Source organism: Pseudomonas sp. NBRC 111131 (assembly GCF_001320525.1).
GTDB lineage: Bacteria > Pseudomonadota > Gammaproteobacteria > Pseudomonadales > Pseudomonadaceae > Aquipseudomonas > Aquipseudomonas ceruminis.
The window spans coordinates 92,914-110,552 of record NZ_BCBH01000002.1 but is presented as its reverse complement, the minus strand read 5'-3'; the positions used below and the strand labels follow the sequence as shown (position 1 = coordinate 110,552).

Annotated in this window: 17 protein-coding genes; 8 read left to right on the top strand and 9 right to left on the bottom strand. The window is 63.5% G+C overall.

Features of this window, described 5'->3' with window-relative positions; translation table 11 throughout:
• Window position 1 precedes the first annotated feature (1 nt).
• Window positions 2-322, top strand: a complete 321-nt coding sequence (locus APH34_RS02600) for a hypothetical protein (RefSeq protein ID WP_054899614.1) — start codon at window positions 2-4, stop codon at window positions 320-322.
• Between the two features lie 30 nt (window positions 323-352).
• The gene (locus APH34_RS02595; protein WP_054899613.1) at window positions 353-1,168 is read left to right on the top strand and encodes an ABC transporter substrate-binding protein; all 816 of its coding nucleotides are present in this window, start codon (window positions 353-355) and stop codon (window positions 1,166-1,168) included.
• Between the two features lie 18 nt (window positions 1,169-1,186).
• Here the strand turns inward: APH34_RS02595 and APH34_RS02590 are convergent, their stop codons facing one another.
• The 3 genes from APH34_RS02590 to APH34_RS02580 are packed head-to-tail and all read right to left on the bottom strand — an operon-like array spanning window position 1,187 to window position 5,253.
• Entirely contained in the window at window positions 1,187-2,530 is a 1,344-nt protein-coding gene (locus APH34_RS02590; protein WP_054899612.1) for a cytochrome c, read from the bottom strand.
• Window positions 2,531-2,548: 18 nt separating this feature from the next.
• Window positions 2,549-4,798 carry a molybdopterin cofactor-binding domain-containing protein gene (locus tag APH34_RS02585; RefSeq protein ID WP_054899611.1) on the bottom strand — a complete coding sequence of 750 codons (2,250 nt, stop codon included), beginning with the start codon at window positions 4,796-4,798 and terminating at the stop codon, window positions 2,549-2,551.
• Entirely contained in the window at window positions 4,798-5,253 is a 456-nt protein-coding gene (locus APH34_RS02580) for a (2Fe-2S)-binding protein (protein WP_054899610.1), read from the bottom strand. The genes APH34_RS02585 and APH34_RS02580 overlap by 1 nt, the downstream gene beginning before the upstream one ends.
• A 262-nt stretch (window positions 5,254-5,515) precedes the next feature.
• Here APH34_RS02580 and APH34_RS02575 point away from each other — a divergent pair, with 262 nt between their 5' ends.
• Window positions 5,516-7,702, top strand: coding sequence for an OsmC domain/YcaO domain-containing protein (locus tag APH34_RS02575; RefSeq protein WP_054899609.1), 2,187 nt, complete (start codon window positions 5,516-5,518; stop codon window positions 7,700-7,702).
• Window positions 7,703-7,762: 60 nt separating this feature from the next.
• Here the strand turns inward: APH34_RS02575 and APH34_RS02570 are convergent, their stop codons facing one another.
• Window positions 7,763-8,062: a hypothetical protein gene (locus APH34_RS02570; protein ID WP_054899608.1), complete on the bottom strand. Its 300-nt coding sequence runs from the start codon at window positions 8,060-8,062 to the stop codon at window positions 7,763-7,765.
• A gap of 188 nt (window positions 8,063-8,250) precedes the next feature.
• Here APH34_RS02570 and APH34_RS02565 point away from each other — a divergent pair, with 188 nt between their 5' ends.
• From APH34_RS02565 to APH34_RS02550, 4 genes are all read left to right on the top strand, one after another.
• Window positions 8,251-8,679, top strand: coding sequence for a DUF2231 domain-containing protein (locus APH34_RS02565; RefSeq protein ID WP_054899607.1), 429 nt, complete (start codon window positions 8,251-8,253; stop codon window positions 8,677-8,679).
• Window positions 8,676-9,968, top strand: coding sequence for a sorbosone dehydrogenase family protein (locus tag APH34_RS02560; protein WP_054899606.1), 1,293 nt, complete (start codon window positions 8,676-8,678; stop codon window positions 9,966-9,968). Before APH34_RS02565 ends, APH34_RS02560 begins: the two co-directional genes overlap by 4 nt.
• A gap of 77 nt (window positions 9,969-10,045) precedes the next feature.
• Complete coding sequence (locus APH34_RS02555; RefSeq protein WP_054899605.1) at window positions 10,046-10,624, top strand: hypothetical protein; 579 nt, start codon at window positions 10,046-10,048, stop codon at window positions 10,622-10,624.
• Between the two features lie 178 nt (window positions 10,625-10,802).
• Window positions 10,803-11,321 (top strand): DMT family transporter, encoded by a 519-nt coding sequence (locus tag APH34_RS02550; protein WP_054899604.1) that lies wholly within the window; start codon window positions 10,803-10,805, stop codon window positions 11,319-11,321.
• On the opposite strand, the gene APH34_RS02545 is transcribed toward APH34_RS02550, so the two are convergent.
• Entirely contained in the window at window positions 11,322-12,230 is a 909-nt protein-coding gene (locus APH34_RS02545; protein WP_054899603.1) for a LysR family transcriptional regulator, read from the bottom strand.
• A 132-nt stretch (window positions 12,231-12,362) separates the two neighbouring features.
• Between APH34_RS02545 and APH34_RS02540 the strand changes: the two genes are divergently transcribed.
• Window positions 12,363-13,577: a YeeE/YedE family protein gene (locus APH34_RS02540; protein WP_054899602.1), complete on the top strand. Its 1,215-nt coding sequence runs from the start codon at window positions 12,363-12,365 to the stop codon at window positions 13,575-13,577.
• 254 nt (window positions 13,578-13,831) lie between these two features.
• Here the strand turns inward: APH34_RS02540 and APH34_RS02535 are convergent, their stop codons facing one another.
• The 4 genes from APH34_RS02535 to APH34_RS02520 all read right to left on the bottom strand — a co-directional run bounded on the left by APH34_RS02535 (window position 13,832) and on the right by APH34_RS02520 (window position 17,628).
• Entirely contained in the window at window positions 13,832-14,161 is a 330-nt protein-coding gene (locus APH34_RS02535) for a hypothetical protein (RefSeq protein WP_054899601.1), read from the bottom strand.
• A 285-nt stretch (window positions 14,162-14,446) separates the two neighbouring features.
• Window positions 14,447-15,256, bottom strand: a complete 810-nt coding sequence (locus APH34_RS02530) for a gamma-glutamyl-gamma-aminobutyrate hydrolase family protein (RefSeq protein WP_054899600.1) — start codon at window positions 15,254-15,256, stop codon at window positions 14,447-14,449.
• Window positions 15,257-15,578: 322 nt separating this feature from the next.
• Window positions 15,579-16,361 carry an amino acid ABC transporter ATP-binding protein gene (locus APH34_RS02525; protein WP_054899599.1) on the bottom strand — a complete coding sequence of 261 codons (783 nt, stop codon included), beginning with the start codon at window positions 16,359-16,361 and terminating at the stop codon, window positions 15,579-15,581.
• 22 nt (window positions 16,362-16,383) lie between these two features.
• Window positions 16,384-17,628: an FAD-binding oxidoreductase gene (locus tag APH34_RS02520; protein ID WP_054899598.1), complete on the bottom strand. Its 1,245-nt coding sequence runs from the start codon at window positions 17,626-17,628 to the stop codon at window positions 16,384-16,386.
• Between the last annotated feature and the right edge of the window lie 11 nt (window positions 17,629-17,639).

The window sequence follows — 17,639 nt, the reverse complement described above, 5'->3', positions numbered from 1 at the left end:
GATGACCGCCACCGACCGTCTGAGCCTGCTTCAGTATGAGCACCTGGGCCTGGACGATGTTGCCGCTGCTGAATTCAAGGTGGCCCTGGACGAGCTGCGCAAGCTGAGCCTGGAAGACCGCTACGAGCATCCCGCAGCCTTGCATCTGGGCGATATCGCTGATGCTGTGAACCGCCAGGAAATGGCTGAGGTCAAGAGCTGGGGCATTGGCTTCCTGCAGGGGCTGATCTGTGCCAAGGCGTTGCCCAAAGAGCAGGTGGAGGCGATGCGCAGTGTATTCCAGGCGGCGGCTGAGCGGGCCTTGGGGCGTATGCCCAAGTGATCCGCGTGCCCCAGGCACCGAGGGTTCCAGATGGTCGAGCGCTGTTCAGGCCGGGCCTTGCTCCTGTCGTTTTGTCTGTTTCTGCTGCCCCAGGCCGCGCTGGCGCAGGAGGTGTGTCGTCAATTGACGGCCACTGGTAATCCGGAATATCCCCCGTACCTGTGGCGCGATCCGCAGAACCCCCAACAACTGATCGGCGCCAATGCCGACTTGCTCAAGCACCTTGGCCAGGCCCTGGGGCTGCAGGTGAATGTGGTGTACGGCGGGCCATGGTCGCGGGCTCAGGAGCAGGTGCGTACTGGCCGTATCGACATACTGGCCGGCTACTTCCTGACCGAGGCCCGTGCGCAACGGATGGATTTCGTCAGTCCGCCATTCCTGATGACCCCAAGCGTTGTCTGGGTGCGCCAGGACGCAGCCTTCACCTATCGCACCTGGGCTGACCTGCAGGGGCATAACGGCGGAACGCTGGTCAACAACAGCTACGGCCAGCAGTTCGACGACTACGCCAGGGGCAACCTCAAACTCGAAGCCGTGCCAAGCGCCAGGCAGGCCTTCGAAAAGCTGCTGCACAAGCGTAACGATTACGTGATTTACGAGCAGTACCCCGGCATGGCACTGGCGCGCACATTGGGCGTGGACACGCAATTGAGAAGCCTGGAGCCGCCGGTCTCCAGCGAGGGGCTGTACCTGGCGTTGTCCCACGCCTCGCCGTGCAACCAACCCAAGCTGCGTGAGCAGTTGGCGCAAAAAATGAAGGAAATCGTCGCCGGCCCGCTTCCAGCGCGGTTGCTGGCGCAGAACCTGGAGCGTTGGCATCGGCAGCAGGCCGGCGTGCAACCCTGAGACCATGGGTGGATTGGCCTAGCGCATATGCAGGATGATCGGGCTGCTGCTGGCCGGGTCGGTGTGCTCGCGCAGCTTGCCCACCGCCCGCGCATCCACGGCACCGCCCTGATTGCCCCAGGTGCTGCGCACGAAGCTCAGCACGTCGGCAATGTCCTGGTCAGACAGCTGCTCGCGAAACGCCGGCATGCGGTAGGCATCCGGTAGTCCGGCGGCAACGATCCGCTGCGAACCATTGAGGGTGATGTTGATCGCCGACGCGTCTTCCTTTGCCAGCGCTGAGGTGGCGCCGGCCAGGGGCGGCATCCATTCAGCCTGGCCCTTGCCGTCCAGGCCATGGCACGTGGCACAGCGGGTCACATAGGTATGGCCGCCGGAACTGCCCAGGTGTTCGTCGGCAGATACCGCTTGGTACTGCCACGGTGCGCCGTCGCGCTGTGGTTCACCAGGCAGTGTTTTCAGGTAGCGGGCAATCGCGGCCAGGTCGTCATCGTTCATGAACTGCGTGGAGTTGTTGAACGCTTCGGTCATCGAGCCATAGACCACCGCGTGTGGGTTACGCCCGTGTTTGAGAAATTGCACGATCTCGCCCTCGCTCCAGCGTCCCAGGCCGGTGTTGGGGTCGTCACGCAGGCTGGGGGCGTACCAGCCATCGAGCAGTGCGCCGGCGAGGAAGGGTTTGCCGCTTTCGTCCAGCGCCTTTTCATTGAACGCCAGGCCGCGTGGGGTGTGGCAGCTGCCGCAGTGGCCCGGGCCTTGGACAATGTAGGCCCCGCGGTTCCAGAGTGCGTCCTGCCCGGCCTTGGCGAGATAGGGCGTGGGAACGGTGAACAGGCCATTCCACAACGCGATAGGCCAGCGCAGGTTCAATGGCCAGGGGATGTCGCTGGGAATGTTGGCCTGTTGCGCAGGCTGGACGCCTTTCATGAAGAAGGCATACAGCGCCCGCACATCGTCATCGCTGAGTTTGGCATACGAAGGGTAGGGCATGGCCGGGTACAACCGCCTGCCTCCCGGCGCAACGCCATGCCGTACGGCACGGTCGAAATCCGCCAGGCTGTAGGCGCCGATACCGGTTGCCGGGTCGGGCGTCACGTTGGTGGCGTGGATCGCACCCAGCGGTGTGGCCATTTCCAACCCACCGGCGAAGGGCTTGCCATCGGGCAGGCTGTGGCAGGCGATGCAGTCGCCGAGGCGGGCGACATACTCGCCGCGGCTGACCAGCGCCGGGTCGAAGCTGGCCTGCTCAGCCTCGAAAGGCGAAGCGGGTTGGCGAGTGACGTACCAGGCCAGCAGGCCTGCGGTGATCAGGCACGCCAGCGCCAGCCAGCCTGCGGTTCTTGCCAAGCGTCGGTGGGTCATGGGGCGGTCCTTGTCCGGTCAGCTGAAGGTATGACGGCTCATCGGCAGGCTGCGGATGCGCTGGCCTGTAAGCTGCGCCACGGCGTTGGCCACTGCGGGCGCTACCGCAGGCAAAGGGGGTTCGCCGATGCCGCCCATCTTCGCCCCGCTTTCGACAATGCGCACATGCACCCGGGCCATGCGCGACGCCGGTAGGATCGGGTACAGGTCGTAATTGCGCGCACGTGGCTTACCCTCGAGGTACACGGCTTCCTCAACCAGCGTCTGGGACAGGCCGAGGGCCACGGCGCCATTGACCTGGGCTTCGATGATCGCCGGGTTGACGATGCTGCCGGGGTCGATCGCCTCCCAGATGTCGTGCACCTTCACTTGGCCTTGTTCAATCGACACCTCGGCGATCACTGCCGCTTCCGAGCCAAAGGGCGAGGCCATGGCCACGCCGCGTGCCCGTGTGCTGCCATCTTCGGCGGTGAACGGCCCGCGTTTCCAACCGCCGGACAGTTCGCCCACCGCCTGCAGCAGGGTGGTCAGGCGCGGGTTGTCGCGCAACAGGTGCAGGCGCAGTTCGAAGGGGTCCTTGCCGCCCTTGTCGGCCAGTTCGTCGAGAAACGCTTCGTAGAAAAAGTCGTTCAGTGAATTGCCCACCGAGCGCCAGTAACCCAGCATGGCCGGGCCTTTGACATAAATCTGCGCGATGCGCTTGTTGGCGATGGCGTAGGCCTTGCCCGATAGCCCTTCGAGCGCCGTCGGGTCATTTTTTTCGCCCTGCTTGCCCGCCAGGGCTTCCGTTGGGCCTTCGGTGGCGCTCACCGCCTCGATGGCCACGGGCAGCCCCTCGGCATCGAGCCCGGCGCGAAACTTGACCACGGCGACGGGCCGCAATACGTCACGCAGAAACTCTTCTTCGCGGCTCCAGATCAGCTTCACCGGGCGGCCGACGGCCTTGGCCAGCAAGATGGCCTGCGGGTAGGGGTTGGCCGAGTCATAAAGGAAGTGGCGGCCAAAGAAACCGCCCAATAGCGGCGAGTGCAAGGTGATTTGAGCAGGTGCAAGGCCGGTGCGTTTGGCGATGTCGTCGCGGAACATGTCGGGGGCCTGGTTGGGCAGCCACACTTCCAGCGAACCATCGGGGTTGAAACGTGCCAGCGCGGACGGCGGCTCCAGTTGGGCATGGTTGAGGTATTGGTTGTGGTACGTGGCCTGGACCGTGGTGGTGGCACTGGCCAGCGCGTTGGCGACATCTCCTTCGTTCTCCTCGTCACGGGCCGGTCCCTGTTGCGCGGCCAAGTGTTCGCGCCACGCGTCACTGGAGAAGTCCGCAGGCATGGGCCGGACCTTGCTGTCGGCGGCAGGCTCCCGCCAGTCTACCTGGATAGCCTCGACTGCACGCTTGGCGTGCCACCAGCGTTCGGCTACCACTGCTACCGCGCCCGGTAGCTGATGCACTGAGTGCACACCGTTCATGGCCTGGACCTGCGCCTCGTTGCGCAGGCTGCCCACCGTCATGCCCAGGCGGGGCGCGTGCTGGACGGCGGCATGGAGCATGCCGTCAACCTTGATGTCGATGGTGTACAGCGCCTTGCCGGTGGACTTGTCGTAGGCATCGAGGCGCCGTACCGGTTTGCCGATCCAGCGGAACTGGCTGGGGTCACGCAGTTTCACGCGGGTCGGGTCTGGCACGGGCAGGTCCATGGCGCGTTCGGCCAGTGCTCCATAGGGCAACGCGCGGCCTGAGGCAGCATGCACGACTTTGCCTGGTTCGCTGCTCAGCTCGCTGAGGGGTACGCCGAGCTGCTCGGCCGCCGCTTGCAGCAACATGGCCCGGGCCAGAGCGCCGAGACGCCGCATGGTCGGGTAGCTCATGCGTACCGACATGCTGCCCCCGGTGATGCGCAGGCCGTTTTCCATCACCACGTAGGCTTCGCCAGGTGGTGCGCTATCGACCAGAAATGTCGCTGGGTCCGCATCGAGCTCCTCGCCGACGATCTGCGCCATGGCGGTGTAGGTGCCTTGACCCCCTTCCATGAACGGGCACAGCAGGCGCACCGTGCCGTCCGGGCGTATTTCCAGGAAGGCGGGCACCTGGGTGCCGCGCTCCGCTGTGGTTGCCGTAGCCGCGTGCACGCGGCTGGCGCCCAGCGGCAGCCCGAAGCCGAGCACCAGCGCGCCGGCTGTGGCACCGACGAGAAAGCGCCGCCGCGACAGGTTGACCATTTCACCCGGCGGCAGGCTGAGCACCTGCGTGGGCACCTCGACAGGCGTATTCATCAGGCGTTCTCCCCTTGAGCCAGCGCGTGAACGGCCGCATGAATGGCGTTGTAGGTGCCACAGCGGCACAGGTTGACCATCGCCGCATCGATCTGCGCATCGCTGGGGGAGGGGGTGTGTTTGAGTAACGCGGTGGCGGCCATCACCTGACCAGACTGGCAGTAGCCACACTGCGCCACCTGGTGCTCGACCCAGGCGGCGACCACGCGCTTGCCCACCGTATCGGCCTCGATGGCTTCGATGGTGGTCACTTCACGGCCAACCACGCCCGCCACCGGCGTGACGCAGGCGCGCACCACACTGCCGTCCACCAGCACCGAACAGGCGCCGCACTGGGCCAGGCCGCAGCCGTACTTGGTACCGGTAAGGCCCAGGTCATCGCGGATTACCCACAGCAATGGCGTGTCGGCGTCCGCCTCGACCTGGTACGTCGTTTGGTTGATGCGAAGTTCCATGGCTCACCTGCTGATCGTCGGTTGTGGTCGTTTTGTCGTCATGCAGGGAATGCGTCGTTCCCAATTCAGAAAAGCTAGCACAGGGCGATGACCGTCGGTCCGTCAGGCCCTGTGGCCTCGGAGGATCAGGCAAGCAATCCGCTGGAATGCGCAACTCACCGTGGTTCGCGCCAGTCCACGAAGGCAAACAGGACTTCCAGGGCAAAAAACCGGATAATGCCGGCCAATTTCGTTTTGCACGCTTAAATCACGGTGTTCCCGCATGGAAATCAAGGTCAACTTTCTCGACAACCTTCGTCTTGAAGCCAAATTCGACGACTTCACGGTGATCGCCGACCAGCCGATCCGCTACAAGGGCGATGGCTCGGCCCCGGGGCCGTTCGACTATTTCCTTGCCTCGTCGGCACTGTGCGCCGCCTATTTCGTCAAGCTGTACTGCCAGACGCGGGATATCCCCACCGAGAACATCCGCCTGTCGCAGAACAACATTGTCGACCCCGAGAACCGTTACAACCAGATCTTCAAGATCCAGGTCGAGCTGCCTGAAGACATCTCCGAGAAAGACCGCCAGGGCATTCTGCGTTCCATCGACCGTTGCACGGTCAAGAAGGTGGTGCAGACCGGGCCCGAGTTCATCATCGAAGAGGTCGACAACCTCGATGCCGATGCCCAGGGCCTGTTGATGCCGGTGGCCGACACCACCACCTATATCCCGGGCAAGGACCTGCCGCTGGAGCAGACCATCGCCAACATGTCCGGCATCCTCGCTGGCCTGGGCATGAAGATCGAGATCGCCTCGTGGCGCAACATCGTGCCTAACGTGTGGTCGCTGCACGTGCGCGATGCGCAGTCGCCGATGTGCTTCACCAATGGCAAGGGCTCGACCAAGGAGGCCGCGCTGGCCTCCGCGCTGGGGGAGTTCATCGAGCGCCTGAACTGCAACTTCTTCTACAACGACCAGTTCTGGGGCGAGGACATCGCCAACGCGCCGTTCGTGCATTACCCGAACGAGCAATGGTTCAAGCCAGGCCCGCAGGATGCGCTGCCCGCCGAAATCCTCGACCAATACTGCCTGCAGATCTACAACCCCGATGGTGAGCTGCGTGGCTCGCACCTGTATGACACCAACTCGGGCAATACCGCACGGGGCATCTGTTCGTTGCCATTTGTGCGCCAGTCGGACCAGCAGGTGGTGTATTTCCCGTCAAACCTGATCGAAAACCTGTTCCTCAGCAACGGCATGAGCGCCGGTAACACCCTGGCTGAGGCGCAAGTACAGTGCCTGTCGGAAATCTTCGAGCGGGCGGTCAAACGTGAAATTCTCGAAGGTGAACTGTGCCTGCCGGATGTGCCACAGCAGGTGCTGGCCAAGTACCCGGGCATCGTCGCCGGTATTCAGGGCCTGGAAGAGCAGGGCTTTCCGGTGCTGGTCAAGGATGCTTCGCTGGGTGGCGAGTTCCCGGTGATGTGTGTGACCTTGATGAACCCGCGCACCGGCGGCGTGTTCGCCTCGTTCGGCGCGCACCCAAGTTTTGAGGTCGCGTTGGAGCGCAGCCTCACCGAACTGCTGCAGGGCCGCAGCTTCGAGGGCCTCAACGACCTTCCGCAGCCTACCTTCGAGAGCCATGCGCTGACCGAACCGAACAACTTCGTCGAGCACTTCATCGACTCCAGCGGTGTGGTGTCGTGGCGCTTCTTCAGCGCCAAGGCCGATTTCGAGTTCGTCGAATGGGACTTCTCCGGCCATGGCGATGACTCCAACAGTCAGGAAGCCGCAACGCTGTTCGGCATTCTTGAGGGCCTGGGTAAAGAGGCGTACATGGCCGTGTACGACAATCTCGGTGCCACCGCTTGCCGCATCCTGGTGCCGGGGTACTCGGAGATCTACCCTGTCGAGGACCTGATCTGGGACAACACCAACCGCGCGCTGATGTTCCGCGCCGACATCCTCAACCTGCACAGCCTCGACAACCGGGCATTGCGGGCGCTGCTCAAGCGCCTGGACAACTGCGAGGTGGACGACTACACCACCATCACCACGCTGATCGGTGTGGAGTTCGACGACAATACGGTGTGGGGACAGTTGACCATCCTTGAGCTGAAGCTGCTGATCTGCCTCGCGCTGCGCCGTTTCGAGGATGCCAAGGAGTGGGTCGAAGCGTTCCTGCAGTTCAATGACAACACCGTCGAACGCGGTTTGTTCTATCAGGCGCTGAATGTGGTGCTGGAAGTGGTGCTGGACGATGAGCTGGAGATGCAAGACTACGAGGCCAACTTCCGGCGCATGTTCGGCAACCCGCGCATGGATGCGGTGCTCGGTTCGGTAGACGGTACGGTGCGCTTCCACGGCCTGACGCCAACCAGCATGAAGCTCGAAGGCTTGGACCGCCACCTGCGCCTGGTCGAGAGCTACAAGAAACTGCACGCTGCACGCGCCAAGGCGGTGTGACGGTTGCCAAGGGGCGCCTGGCGCCCCTTGGAGGGCGCACGATGTGGGGCGCTGTAGCCGCTAGTTCTTGCACTTGGCCATGACCACCTGGCAGGTGTTGGGTGTGCCTCCCGACCTGCCCGCATAACGGATGCAATTGTTCATCGATTTCTGCCGGGCGATGCTCAGCGTATTGCCCCAGGCCAGTCCACCTTCCCCCAGGCTGGGCACCGCTTTGGCGAAGCAGTTCGAGCCGGCTGCCGCCGCGTAGTAGCGCGTCTGGCTGTGCCTGTTCGAACACCCGGCAGTCAGCGCGAGGGTAACGGCCAGCAGGGCATGCGCGGCCCACAGCGTGTACGGTCGTGCGGTATGAGCACTCATGCCCTGGGTTCCTTGCCTGGTTGAAGCGTTCGATGGTTAATGCTTTCAGGATATGTCAAACAAGCCAAACGGTGAACTTATCGGACACCGAAGCGATCCTTTGCTAGGCGCACACCGCGCAAGCCTGACGGACCGGGCCTTCGTGCCAATCCCTCAGCCATGGGTCACTGAATGATAAGGGAGGCACCGTGACCGCTACCGACCCCATCCTCTACCGACGCACGCCCAGCCCGCTGCATGCGATCCTGCTGGCCGGCACGGTACCGCTGTTTCTCGGCGCCTTGCTGAGTGACATTGCCTACTTCAAGAGTTACCAGATCCAGTGGAGCAACTTCGCCGCCTGGCTGATCGCCGGTGGCTTGTTGTTCTGCGGGCTTGCATTACTGTTTGCACTGGTGAACCTGATCCGCGCCGAGCGCAAGGGCGGGCGGCCGACGTTGTACTTTCTGCTGTTGCTGGTGACGTGGGTGCTGGGGCTGGTCAACGCCTTCGAGCACGCCAAGGACGCCTGGGCCGTGATGCCCGCAGGCCTGGTGCTGTCTGTGATCGTGACGATACTGGCCTGTGTGGCGGCATGGCTCGGCATGAGCAATCTGCGTTCGGGAGGTGCAGCATGAAGCCTTTGCATGCCTTGTCAGCATTGAGCGTGGCGCTGCTGTTGAGTGCCTGTGGCGGTGACGGTGAAGCCACCCAGTCGCTGGGGCCTGACCCGAAACTGCCGACCCCCGAGCGTGGTCTGCTACCCAGCATGAAGATCGCCCAGCCTGCCCAGTGGGGCCAGCAGACCCCGAACGTGCCCGAAGGCTATCGGGTTACCGCGATTGCCACTGACCTGAAGATCCCCCGTCAGAGCCTGGTATTGCCCAACGGTGACATCCTTGTGGCCGAAGGCCGTGGTGGCAGCGCTGCCCAGCTCAAGCCCAAGGACGTCATCGCCAGCCAGATCAAGGCCAAGGGCAACACCCAGGTCAAGGGCGGGAACCGTTTGACCCTGCTGCGCGATGCCGATGGCGACGGCACCTATGAGCTGCAGACGGTGTTCGCCGAAAACCTCAACGCCCCCTACGGCCTGGCCTTTGCCGATGGCAAGCTGTACGTGGCCAACCAGGATGCCCTGGTGCGTTTCGACTATCAGGACGGCCAGACCAAGGCGGACGGCCCGCCGACCAAGGTCACCGACCTGCCAGGCGAAATCAACCACCACTGGACCAAGGCGCTGACCATCAGCCCCGATGGTCGCTACCTGTACGTTGGCATCGGCTCCAACAGCAACATCACCGAGCGCGGCATGGAGGCGGAACTCGATCGCGCCAGGGTGTGGCAGGTGGACGCGGCCACCGGTGCGCACAAACCCTACGCCACCGGCCTGCGCAACCCGACTGCGCTTGCCATCCAGCCGGACACCGGGCAATTGTGGGCCGTGGTCAACGAACGTGACGAGCTGGGCCCGGACCTGGTGCCGGACTACCTCACGTCGGTTCGTGAAGGGGCCTTCTACGGCTGGCCCTTCAGTTACTGGGGACAGAACGTCGATGAGCGGGTGAAACCGCAAAACCCCGACAAGGTAGCGGCTGCCATCAAGCCTGATTACAGCCTCGGTTCCCATGTCGCCGCGCTGGGCGTCGCTTTTTCCCTGCCGGCCATGGGCGAGCGCTTCGCCGAGGGCGTGTTCGTAGGCGAACACGGCAGTTGGAACCGGCCGAACCCTGTGGGTTACAAGGTTATCTTCGTCCCGTTCAGCAACGGCAAGCCGGCAGGCGAGCCCATCGACTTCGCCACCGGCTTTCGCGGCGACGATGGCAAGACCCGCGGCCGGCCAGTGGGTGTCACGGTAGACCCCCGCGGCGCCTTGATCATTGCCGATGACCTGGCCAATACCGTGTGGCGGGTCACGCGCAATCAGTAAGTCCAGCTATGGTGTAGGAGCGGCGCGCGAACCGTTCGCGCGCCAATCCGGTCTTGATAACAGGGAAGCAGGCCTATATGAATGTTCTTAGCACACTCGCTCGTGCCGTAGCTCTTGCCACGCTGGTGGGTACCGCCAGCTTCACGGTACAGGCTGCCGACATACCCATCGCCAGCGAAGCGCTGGAAAGCCATGTGACGACAGAGGTCACCGCCATTGATCTGGCGAGTCGCCAGGTAACGGTGAAAGGGCCGCATGACAAGGACGTGACCTTCCAGTTCACGGAAAAGGCCAAGGCGCTGCCCAACCTCAAGGTGGGTGACCAAGTCGATATCTATGTGACCCGTGCGGTGGCCTATGTGCTTAACACCGACGTAGGTGGCGCCCCTAAGGCCACCGAGGAGTCGGGCACTATTCGCGCTACCCAGAACAACCCCAACCCTGGGGGCGAGGCCTTCCGCCAGGTCAAGGTCACGTCGCAGATCAAGAAGATCGACCTCAATACCCACGAGGTAAGCCTGCTGCCGCCAGAAGGCAAGCTGCAGGTGGTCAAGGTCGAGGACCCTGAACTGCAGGCACGCATGAAGAACCTCAAGGTCGACCAGACGGTCGATGCGATCTTCACTGAAGTGCTGCGGGTAGAAACGTCGCGCTAATCGTGCGGGCTTTCGCGGTGGCCACCCTCGGTTTGAACCCATTAGGGCGGACTGCACCGCGAAAGGCCGATCGCACGCATCATCCATGCCACGAATAAGTAGGGTGCACCGGTTCGATTTCCATCAAGCGTGTCGATTGTCGATCATGTGCCCATCCTGTCCTTCGATGAGTGCATTCATGGTCAACAAAGCCCTGCTTATTGCCTTCCTTCCTCTTCTGCTCGCCCTATTCGCGGGTATCGTGCTGCCCTATCAGGCCGCCAGCAACGCAGCCGTAGGCCGCGCCCTGGGGCACTGGCTATGGGGGGCGTTCACCTCGCTTACCGTTAGCTCAGTGGTGGTCATTGCCGCACTGCTGATCCTGCGGGTGCCGATGCCAGACCTGGGCAAGGCCCTGCAAGGGCCCTGGTGGCTGTGGATCGGCGGTGTGTTGGGCGCACTCTATGTGGCCGCAGCGGCGGCGCTGACGCCCAAGCTGGGGGCGGCGGGCTTTCTGGTGCTGGTGGTGGCAGGGCAGATCCTGACCTCGGTGGTCGTTGACCATTTCGGCTTGCTAGGCGTTACCAGCAAACCGGTGAGCCTGCCTCGGGTCGCAGGGGTGATCCTGATTCTGGTCGGGGTGTTCCTGGTCCAGGGCTCCTGGGCGGCCGACACGTCCAGCACTGCGTCGAGTATCGTCAAGCCGCCCGAAGGCTGATCAATTGCCCGGCTGGCTGCACGCCCACACGGCTTCACGGAGCCAACGGTGGCCGGGGTCACTGTTCTTTCTGGCGTGCCACGCCTGGTGATAGGCCAGGGCAGGGATCGCCAAGGGAGGGGCGAACTGACGCAATGCCTTGTGTGGCTGCATCGGGCCTACGGCGCGCCTGGCCACGGTGAGGATCAGGTCAGTGCCCTCCAGTACGTCAACGGCAGCGCTCCAGTGCGGCAGTGCCAGGGCTATGCGCCGGCGCAACCCCTGCGCGGCCAGCGCGCGCTCGATCTCGTCATGGGCATCCGGGCGCATGGCCATGAGCACGTGAGGGCGTGCCAGCCAGTCGTCCAGGGCAAGGCCGCCGGTGGCGGGCAGCACACGGCGGTCGGCAACACTGATGAAACTGTCCTCGAAGAGGGTTTGCGCGCAGATGTCGTGGGGCAGCTCAGGGAAGATACCCAACGCCAGGTCCAGTTCTCCGTCCAGCAACTGCGCCAGCATGGTCTCGCGGCTGGCCTGGCTGATGGCCAGGTCGATGCCAGGGGCCACCTGACGCAGGTGGCGCACCAGGGGCGGCAGGATGATGCGCGAAGCGTAGTCGGATAACGAGAGCCGGAAACGGCGCTGGGTCTGGGTCGGCTCAAACCGCGGAGCGGCCAGCAGGCCGTTGAGGCTGCCCAATGCATCGTGCAGCGGCTTGACCAGGGCCTGGGCGCGGGCCGTGAGGGCCATCTGGCCGTTGTGGCGAACCAGCAGCGGGTCATCGAAATGCCTGCGCAGCTGCGCCAGGGCGTGGCTGACCGCTGGCTGGCTGCGGTGCAAACGGACGGCGGCACGGGTCACGTGCTGCTCGCTCAATAGCGCGTGCAGGGCAAGCAGCAGGTTGAGGTCAATCTTGCGCAATTCATCCATGGGGCGAATGGTCGGGTGGGCTGACGAAGGGTTGTATCAGCCTAACAGATGCGCCGGGCTTTTCGCGGGCAGCATTGATCAACCTCCGGCGCTATAATCGCCGCCCGTTTTAACTGTAATCCGAGCATTCCAATGGGTCTCTCCACCATCGCCACACCCGAACCGCGCCGCCTCGGCGCGCCCCTCATTGCCTTGGCCCTGTTGCTGGCCGGCGCCTGGTTCCTCAACCTGAACGCCGGCTTCAAGCAGGTGCTGCTGCTGATCGTCGGTGCCGCCATGGGCTTGACGCTTTATCACGCTGCCTTTGGCTTCACCTCCGCGTGGCGCGTGTTCATCAACGAACGGCGCGGCGCAGGCCTGCGTGCCCAGATGGTCATGCTGACATTGGCCGTGCTGCTGTTCTTCCCGGCCTTGTCGGCCGGAACCCTGTTCGGCAACCCGGTCACCGGGCTGGTGGCGCCGGCCGGTGTGTCCGTGGTCTTCGGAGCCTTCATCTTCGGCATCGGCATGCAGTTGGGCGGTGGTTGCGCTTCGGGCACTTTGTTCACGGTGGGCGGCGGCAACGCCCGGATGCTGGTGACCCTGCTGTTCTTCATCATCGGTTCGGTCACCGCCACGCACCATGCCGACTGGTGGTTCGCATTGCCGTCCTTCCCGGCTACCTCGATCGTCCAGGCGTGGGGTGTCGGTCCGGCGCTGCTGGCAAGCGTGGCGCTGTTCGGGCTGATCGCCTGGGTGACTGTGCTGCTGGAAAAGCGCCGCCATGGTGCCCTGCAAGCCCCGGCAAGCAGTGACCACCACGGCCTGCGCCGTTTCCTGCGTGGCCCATGGCCGCTGTTGTGGGGCGCCATTGCCCTGGCCCTGCTGAACTACGCTACGCTGGCCCTGGCTGGGCGCCCTTGGGGCATCACTTCTGCCTTTGCCTTGTGGGGGGCCAAGACCCTTTCCAGCGTTGGCGTGGACGTGGGCAGCTGGGTGTTCTGGCAGGCACCGGCCAACGCCAAGGCCCTGGCCGCGCCACTGTGGCAGGACATCACCACGGTGATGGACCTTGGCATCGTGCTTGGCGCGCTGCTGGCAGCAGGCCTGGCCGGTCGCTTTGCACCAAGCCTGAAGATTCCGCTGCCGTCGCTGATTGCCGCCATCATCGGCGGGCTGCTGCTGGGCTACGGCTCGCGTCTGGCTTATGGCTGCAACATCGGCGCCTACTTCAGCGGCATTGCCTCGGGTAGCGTGCATGGCTGGCTGTGGCTCGTTGCGGCCTATGCCGGCAATGTGATCGGCGTGCGCCTACGCCCCCTGTTCTTTGCTGGCGAGCGCCAGCCTGTGGCGCTTACCGGTTGCTGACAGAGGGTTCAGCTGGGTGCAGAAATTATCTGCACCCGTTCGATGCCGCCCGCAGTGCACGAAAGCACGCTTTCGTAAAACTAAAATGTAAAAACCATGAAAATCAGTGGTTTAAGATCAGAATCTAAATATTTTCTGAAGTATTAAGTCCAGAAGGTGAGCACGAGGCGACCTATTGAAGGTGGCCCCGCTGCTGAGCTCAAATTTGCTGAATCCACATTAGATCTAGTTGCTAACCTACTGATAAACAACAGTTAACGCTTTGCAATTGCGTGTTGTACACACTGCTCATAATAGGTCTGCTTAATCGCAGCCGGTTGCAGCCGCGAGCGGCTGTTGTAAGTCTGTTCGGTGATGCCGAAGGCGGTCATGCGCATCCACGGCTTGGCGAACCTGCGTACCTGCAACTTCTTGCGGGTGGCGTACAGCGTCACCCCGGACAGCTTTGCCTGCTGAGCTTCGGCGGCAATTTGCGAACCCCATCCACACACCGTGCGATCGTTCTGGCTCAACGCTCTGGCCTGAGCGCCGAAGGCTGTCGTGGCCAGCAGGCAGCCGGCCACCGTTGCTAGAAATACTCGCATGTTGCTGTCCTAAGCATTTGACGGAAAAAGAAGTTTGCCTTCGCTTCAAATGCTTGGGGGCCAGCATTTTGAATTCAGGTGGTGGCGATGCGCAGGCTATTTGCCAGTGCCGGGGGCAGGCTAATACCGCTGCCCTATCGCTTGGGTGAAGGGGAAAACGATCGCGGAGACAGGCACAAGCCCGCCGCCCGCGTCCACGGGAAATGTTCTGGGACCAGCAGAGGGTGACCGAGGAAGCGGGGGCGACCTTGCGCCGCCCCGCGATCAAAACTGACGAAGCTGGGGTCAGGCGGCCTGTTGGCGCTTGATCTGGGACTTGCGCACCTGGGCGCGGCAGGCATCGCCGAAGGCCTGGAAGATCTTGATCGAATCAGGGTTCTTCGCCGCCTGCCATTCTGGGTGCCACTGCACCGCAAACAGGAAAGGCGAGATGCTTGGGGCGTGAATCGCTTCGACCAGGCCATCTTCGGCGTGGGCGATCGGTTCGATGCCGGCACCGAGGTTGCGCAGGCCCTGGCCATGCAGCGAGTTGACGCGGATCTGATCAGTGCCGAGGGTTTCGCGCAGCCAGCTGCCCGGCTTGATCTTGACGCTATGCACCTGGGCGTATTGCACCTCGACCGGATCTTCCGGGTTTTCCCGGTGGTCGTTGAAGCCAGGCTCGGCGTAGACCTTCTGGTAGATGTCGCCGCCCAGGGCCACGTTGATTTCCTGCATCCCGCGGCAGATGCCGAAGATCGGCAGGCCACGCTTGAGCGCTGCCTTCACCAGCGGGATGTCGAACAGGTCGCGGTTGACGTCCTGGCCTTTGCCGGGGGTCTGGTTTTCCTGGCCATACAGGCTTGGCTCGATGTTGCTGCCGGCACCGGTCAGGTACACGCCGTCGGCCATGTCCAGATAGGTCTCGAGGTCTTCGGTGCCGCAGCACGTGGGTACCAGAACCGGGACGCAATCGGCGAAGTCGACCAGCGGGGTGATGTATTTGTGGGTCATGACCTGATAGTCATGGCCTTTGCGCTCTTGGCTGCCCATGGTCATCAGGACGACGGGTTTGCGCAGGGAAGGTTGCTTGTTGCCAATGTTGCTGTTGGACATATGTCACCTTATGACAGGTTCGACCTGTCGTTGTTGTGCAGGTGCACGGCCCGGGGCCTGATGTGCTACCTGAAGTCCCGAGCACTGCCGGCTCGTCAGAGGCGACGATTCCGGTCGGGACTTGTAGATAGCTTGCCAGAGCCGTTCGATATGTCAAACGGCCGAAGGGGGCGTCGGAAGGGGATTTGCGCCAGAATTTGGGGTGTCAAACCCTTGCGAGCCTGAGGCGGCAAGGGTTTGGCGGGCGGGCAGGTCAATTATATTTAACGATGCAGTTGGATCATTGCAGCGCTGCAATGAAGGGACCTTGCGCCTGCGGCCTTCAATGAAGGATCTGAGCCAGGAAGCCCTTGGCCCGCGCGGTACGCGGCTGATTGAAGAACACCCCTGGCGGGCTGTCCTCGATGATCTGCCCAGCTTCCAGGAACAGCACCCGCTCTGCCACCTGCCGTGCGAAGCCCATCTCGTGGGTGACGCAGAGCATGGTCATGCCTGTGCCTGCCAGTTGCACCAGCACATCCAGCACTTCAGCGACCATTTCCGGGTCGAGCGCCGAGGTCGGCTCATCGAACAGCATGATCCGCGGCTTCATGCACAGCGCCCGGGCGATCGCCACGCGTTGCTGCTGGCCACCGGAGAGCTGGCTGGGGTACTTGTGCGCCTGGCTTTCGATGCCGACCTTGTTCAGGTACATCCGCGCCCGCTCCTCGGCATCCTTGCGCGTCAGGCCGCGCACGCTGGTGGGTGCGAGCAGGCAGTTGTCGAGCACGCTCATGTGCGGGAACAGGTTGAAATGCTGGAACACCATGCCGATTTCGCTGCGCACCTGGGTGGCCTGTCGGCTGTTGGCCGCCAGGTCGATGCCGGCTACCTGGATGCTGCCCTGTTGCGCGATTTCCAGGCGGTTGATGCACCGAATCAGAGTGGATTTGCCGGAACCGGACGGGCCGCACAGGACAATGCGCTCGCCTTCGCGCACCTGCAGGTCGATGTCGCGCAGCACATGGAAGGCGCCATAGTGCTTGTTCAGGCCCTCGATGCGGATCAGCACCGGGCGCGGGTCGGTCTCAGGGGCAAGGCTGGCAACGCTCAGGGGGGCGGTCATGTTGTTGTTCTCCCGCGTGGTTTCAGTCGAAACGTGCCGCGCTGTAGGGCGCAGGGTCAGTGAAGGGGGGCTCGCCAGTGAGCAGTTCCGCCAGCAGGCGACCGCTGACCGGGCCGAGGGTCAGGCCGTGGTGCGCGTGGCCGAAGTTGAACCACAGGCCCTTGTGCCGAGGCGCCGGGCCAATTACCGGGCGCATGTCTGGCAGGCAGGGGCGTTGGCCCAGCCAGGGGCTGTCATCCAGGCGTTGGCCCAACGCGGGGAACAGCTTGCGTGCCAGTGCTTCACAGCGCTTGAGCTGGATTTCGTTGCCCGGCGCGTGGCTGTCGGCAAACTCGATGCCCGTCGTCAGGCGCACGCCCCGGGCCATGGGCGCCAGCACGTAGCCGCCCTGGGTGTCGCAGATCGCGTGCTGTAACTGCGCGCCCTCACGGGTGCTGTAATGCATGTGGTAGCCACGCTTGATGCCCAGCGGAATGCGGTAGCCCAGGCGCTCATAAAGGTCAGCCGATTGCGGGCCAAGGCACGCCACCACTTCATCGGCCGTAACAGGACCACGCTGGCTGTCGACCTGCCATTGGCCGCCGGCCTGGCGCAGGCTGCGCGCATCGCCATGCAGGAACTGCCCACCGCGCTGGACGAACAGCGCTGCGTAGCCGCGGGTGAGGGCACCGGGGTTGTTCACGGTTTTCGGGTCAAGCCAGTGAATGCCGCCGACCACGGCGCTGTCGAGCTGATGCTCACGGGCCTGCAACTGGCCACGCTTGAGGATTTCGTACTGCAGGCCATAGCGGGCCAGGTGCTTGAGTTCAGCCTTGGCCTGTTCGAACAGCGCCGGGTCCCGGTAGACCTCGATCCAGCCTTTGGCCTGTACCAACCCTTCAAGGCCGGCCGCCGCGACGAAGGCATCATGCTCTTCAACGCAGCGCTGCACCAGTGGCAGCATGTCGGCGGCAGCGCCGGCCAGGCGCCCGGGCGCCGATTGGCGCCAGTAACGCAGCAGCCAAGGCGCCGCTCTAGGTAGATGCAGCAGGCTGTAGCGCACATCCGGTTGGCGATTCAGGCCATAACGCAGCAGTGCACCGAACCGGCGAGGGAAGGCGTAGGGAATCACGCTGGAGCGCTCGATCAGCCCGGCATTGCCATGGCTGGTGCCGCTGCCGGGGTCGTCGCGGTCAAGCAGGATGACCTGCCGCCCGCGCGCCTGCAGGTGCAGCGCGGTGCTGACGCCGACGATGCCGGCACCAAGAACAAGGGTCTGGCAATGCATGACAATATCCT

What these genes read in the sequence shown, in the direction of transcription:
- APH34_RS02600 (WP_054899614.1), top strand. Translation starts at nt 2, where the DNA reads ATGACCGCCACCGACCGTCTGAGCCTGCTTCAGTATGAGCACCTGGGC.
- APH34_RS02555 (WP_054899605.1), top strand. Translation starts at nt 10,046, where the DNA reads ATGAATGTTCTTAGCACACTCGCTCGTGCCGTAGCTCTTGCCACGCTG.
- APH34_RS02585 (WP_054899611.1), bottom strand. Translation starts at nt 4,798, where the DNA reads ATGAATACGCCTGTCGAGGTGCCCACGCAGGTGCTCAGCCTGCCGCCG.
- APH34_RS02560 (WP_054899606.1), top strand. Translation starts at nt 8,676, where the DNA reads ATGAAGCCTTTGCATGCCTTGTCAGCATTGAGCGTGGCGCTGCTGTTG.
- APH34_RS02530 (WP_054899600.1), bottom strand. Translation starts at nt 15,256, where the DNA reads ATGTCCAACAGCAACATTGGCAACAAGCAACCTTCCCTGCGCAAACCC.
- APH34_RS02545 (WP_054899603.1), bottom strand. Translation starts at nt 12,230, where the DNA reads ATGGATGAATTGCGCAAGATTGACCTCAACCTGCTGCTTGCCCTGCAC.
- APH34_RS02595 (WP_054899613.1), top strand. Translation starts at nt 353, where the DNA reads ATGGTCGAGCGCTGTTCAGGCCGGGCCTTGCTCCTGTCGTTTTGTCTG.
- APH34_RS02580 (WP_054899610.1), bottom strand. Translation starts at nt 5,253, where the DNA reads ATGGAACTTCGCATCAACCAAACGACGTACCAGGTCGAGGCGGACGCC.
- APH34_RS02575 (WP_054899609.1), top strand. Translation starts at nt 5,516, where the DNA reads ATGGAAATCAAGGTCAACTTTCTCGACAACCTTCGTCTTGAAGCCAAA.
- APH34_RS02550 (WP_054899604.1), top strand. Translation starts at nt 10,803, where the DNA reads ATGGTCAACAAAGCCCTGCTTATTGCCTTCCTTCCTCTTCTGCTCGCC.
- APH34_RS02570 (WP_054899608.1), bottom strand. Translation starts at nt 8,062, where the DNA reads ATGAGTGCTCATACCGCACGACCGTACACGCTGTGGGCCGCGCATGCC.
- APH34_RS02540 (WP_054899602.1), top strand. Translation starts at nt 12,363, where the DNA reads ATGGGTCTCTCCACCATCGCCACACCCGAACCGCGCCGCCTCGGCGCG.
- APH34_RS02520 (WP_054899598.1), bottom strand. Translation starts at nt 17,628, where the DNA reads ATGCATTGCCAGACCCTTGTTCTTGGTGCCGGCATCGTCGGCGTCAGC.
- APH34_RS02525 (WP_054899599.1), bottom strand. Translation starts at nt 16,361, where the DNA reads ATGACCGCCCCCCTGAGCGTTGCCAGCCTTGCCCCTGAGACCGACCCG.
- APH34_RS02590 (WP_054899612.1), bottom strand. Translation starts at nt 2,530, where the DNA reads ATGACCCACCGACGCTTGGCAAGAACCGCAGGCTGGCTGGCGCTGGCG.
- APH34_RS02535 (WP_054899601.1), bottom strand. Translation starts at nt 14,161, where the DNA reads ATGCGAGTATTTCTAGCAACGGTGGCCGGCTGCCTGCTGGCCACGACA.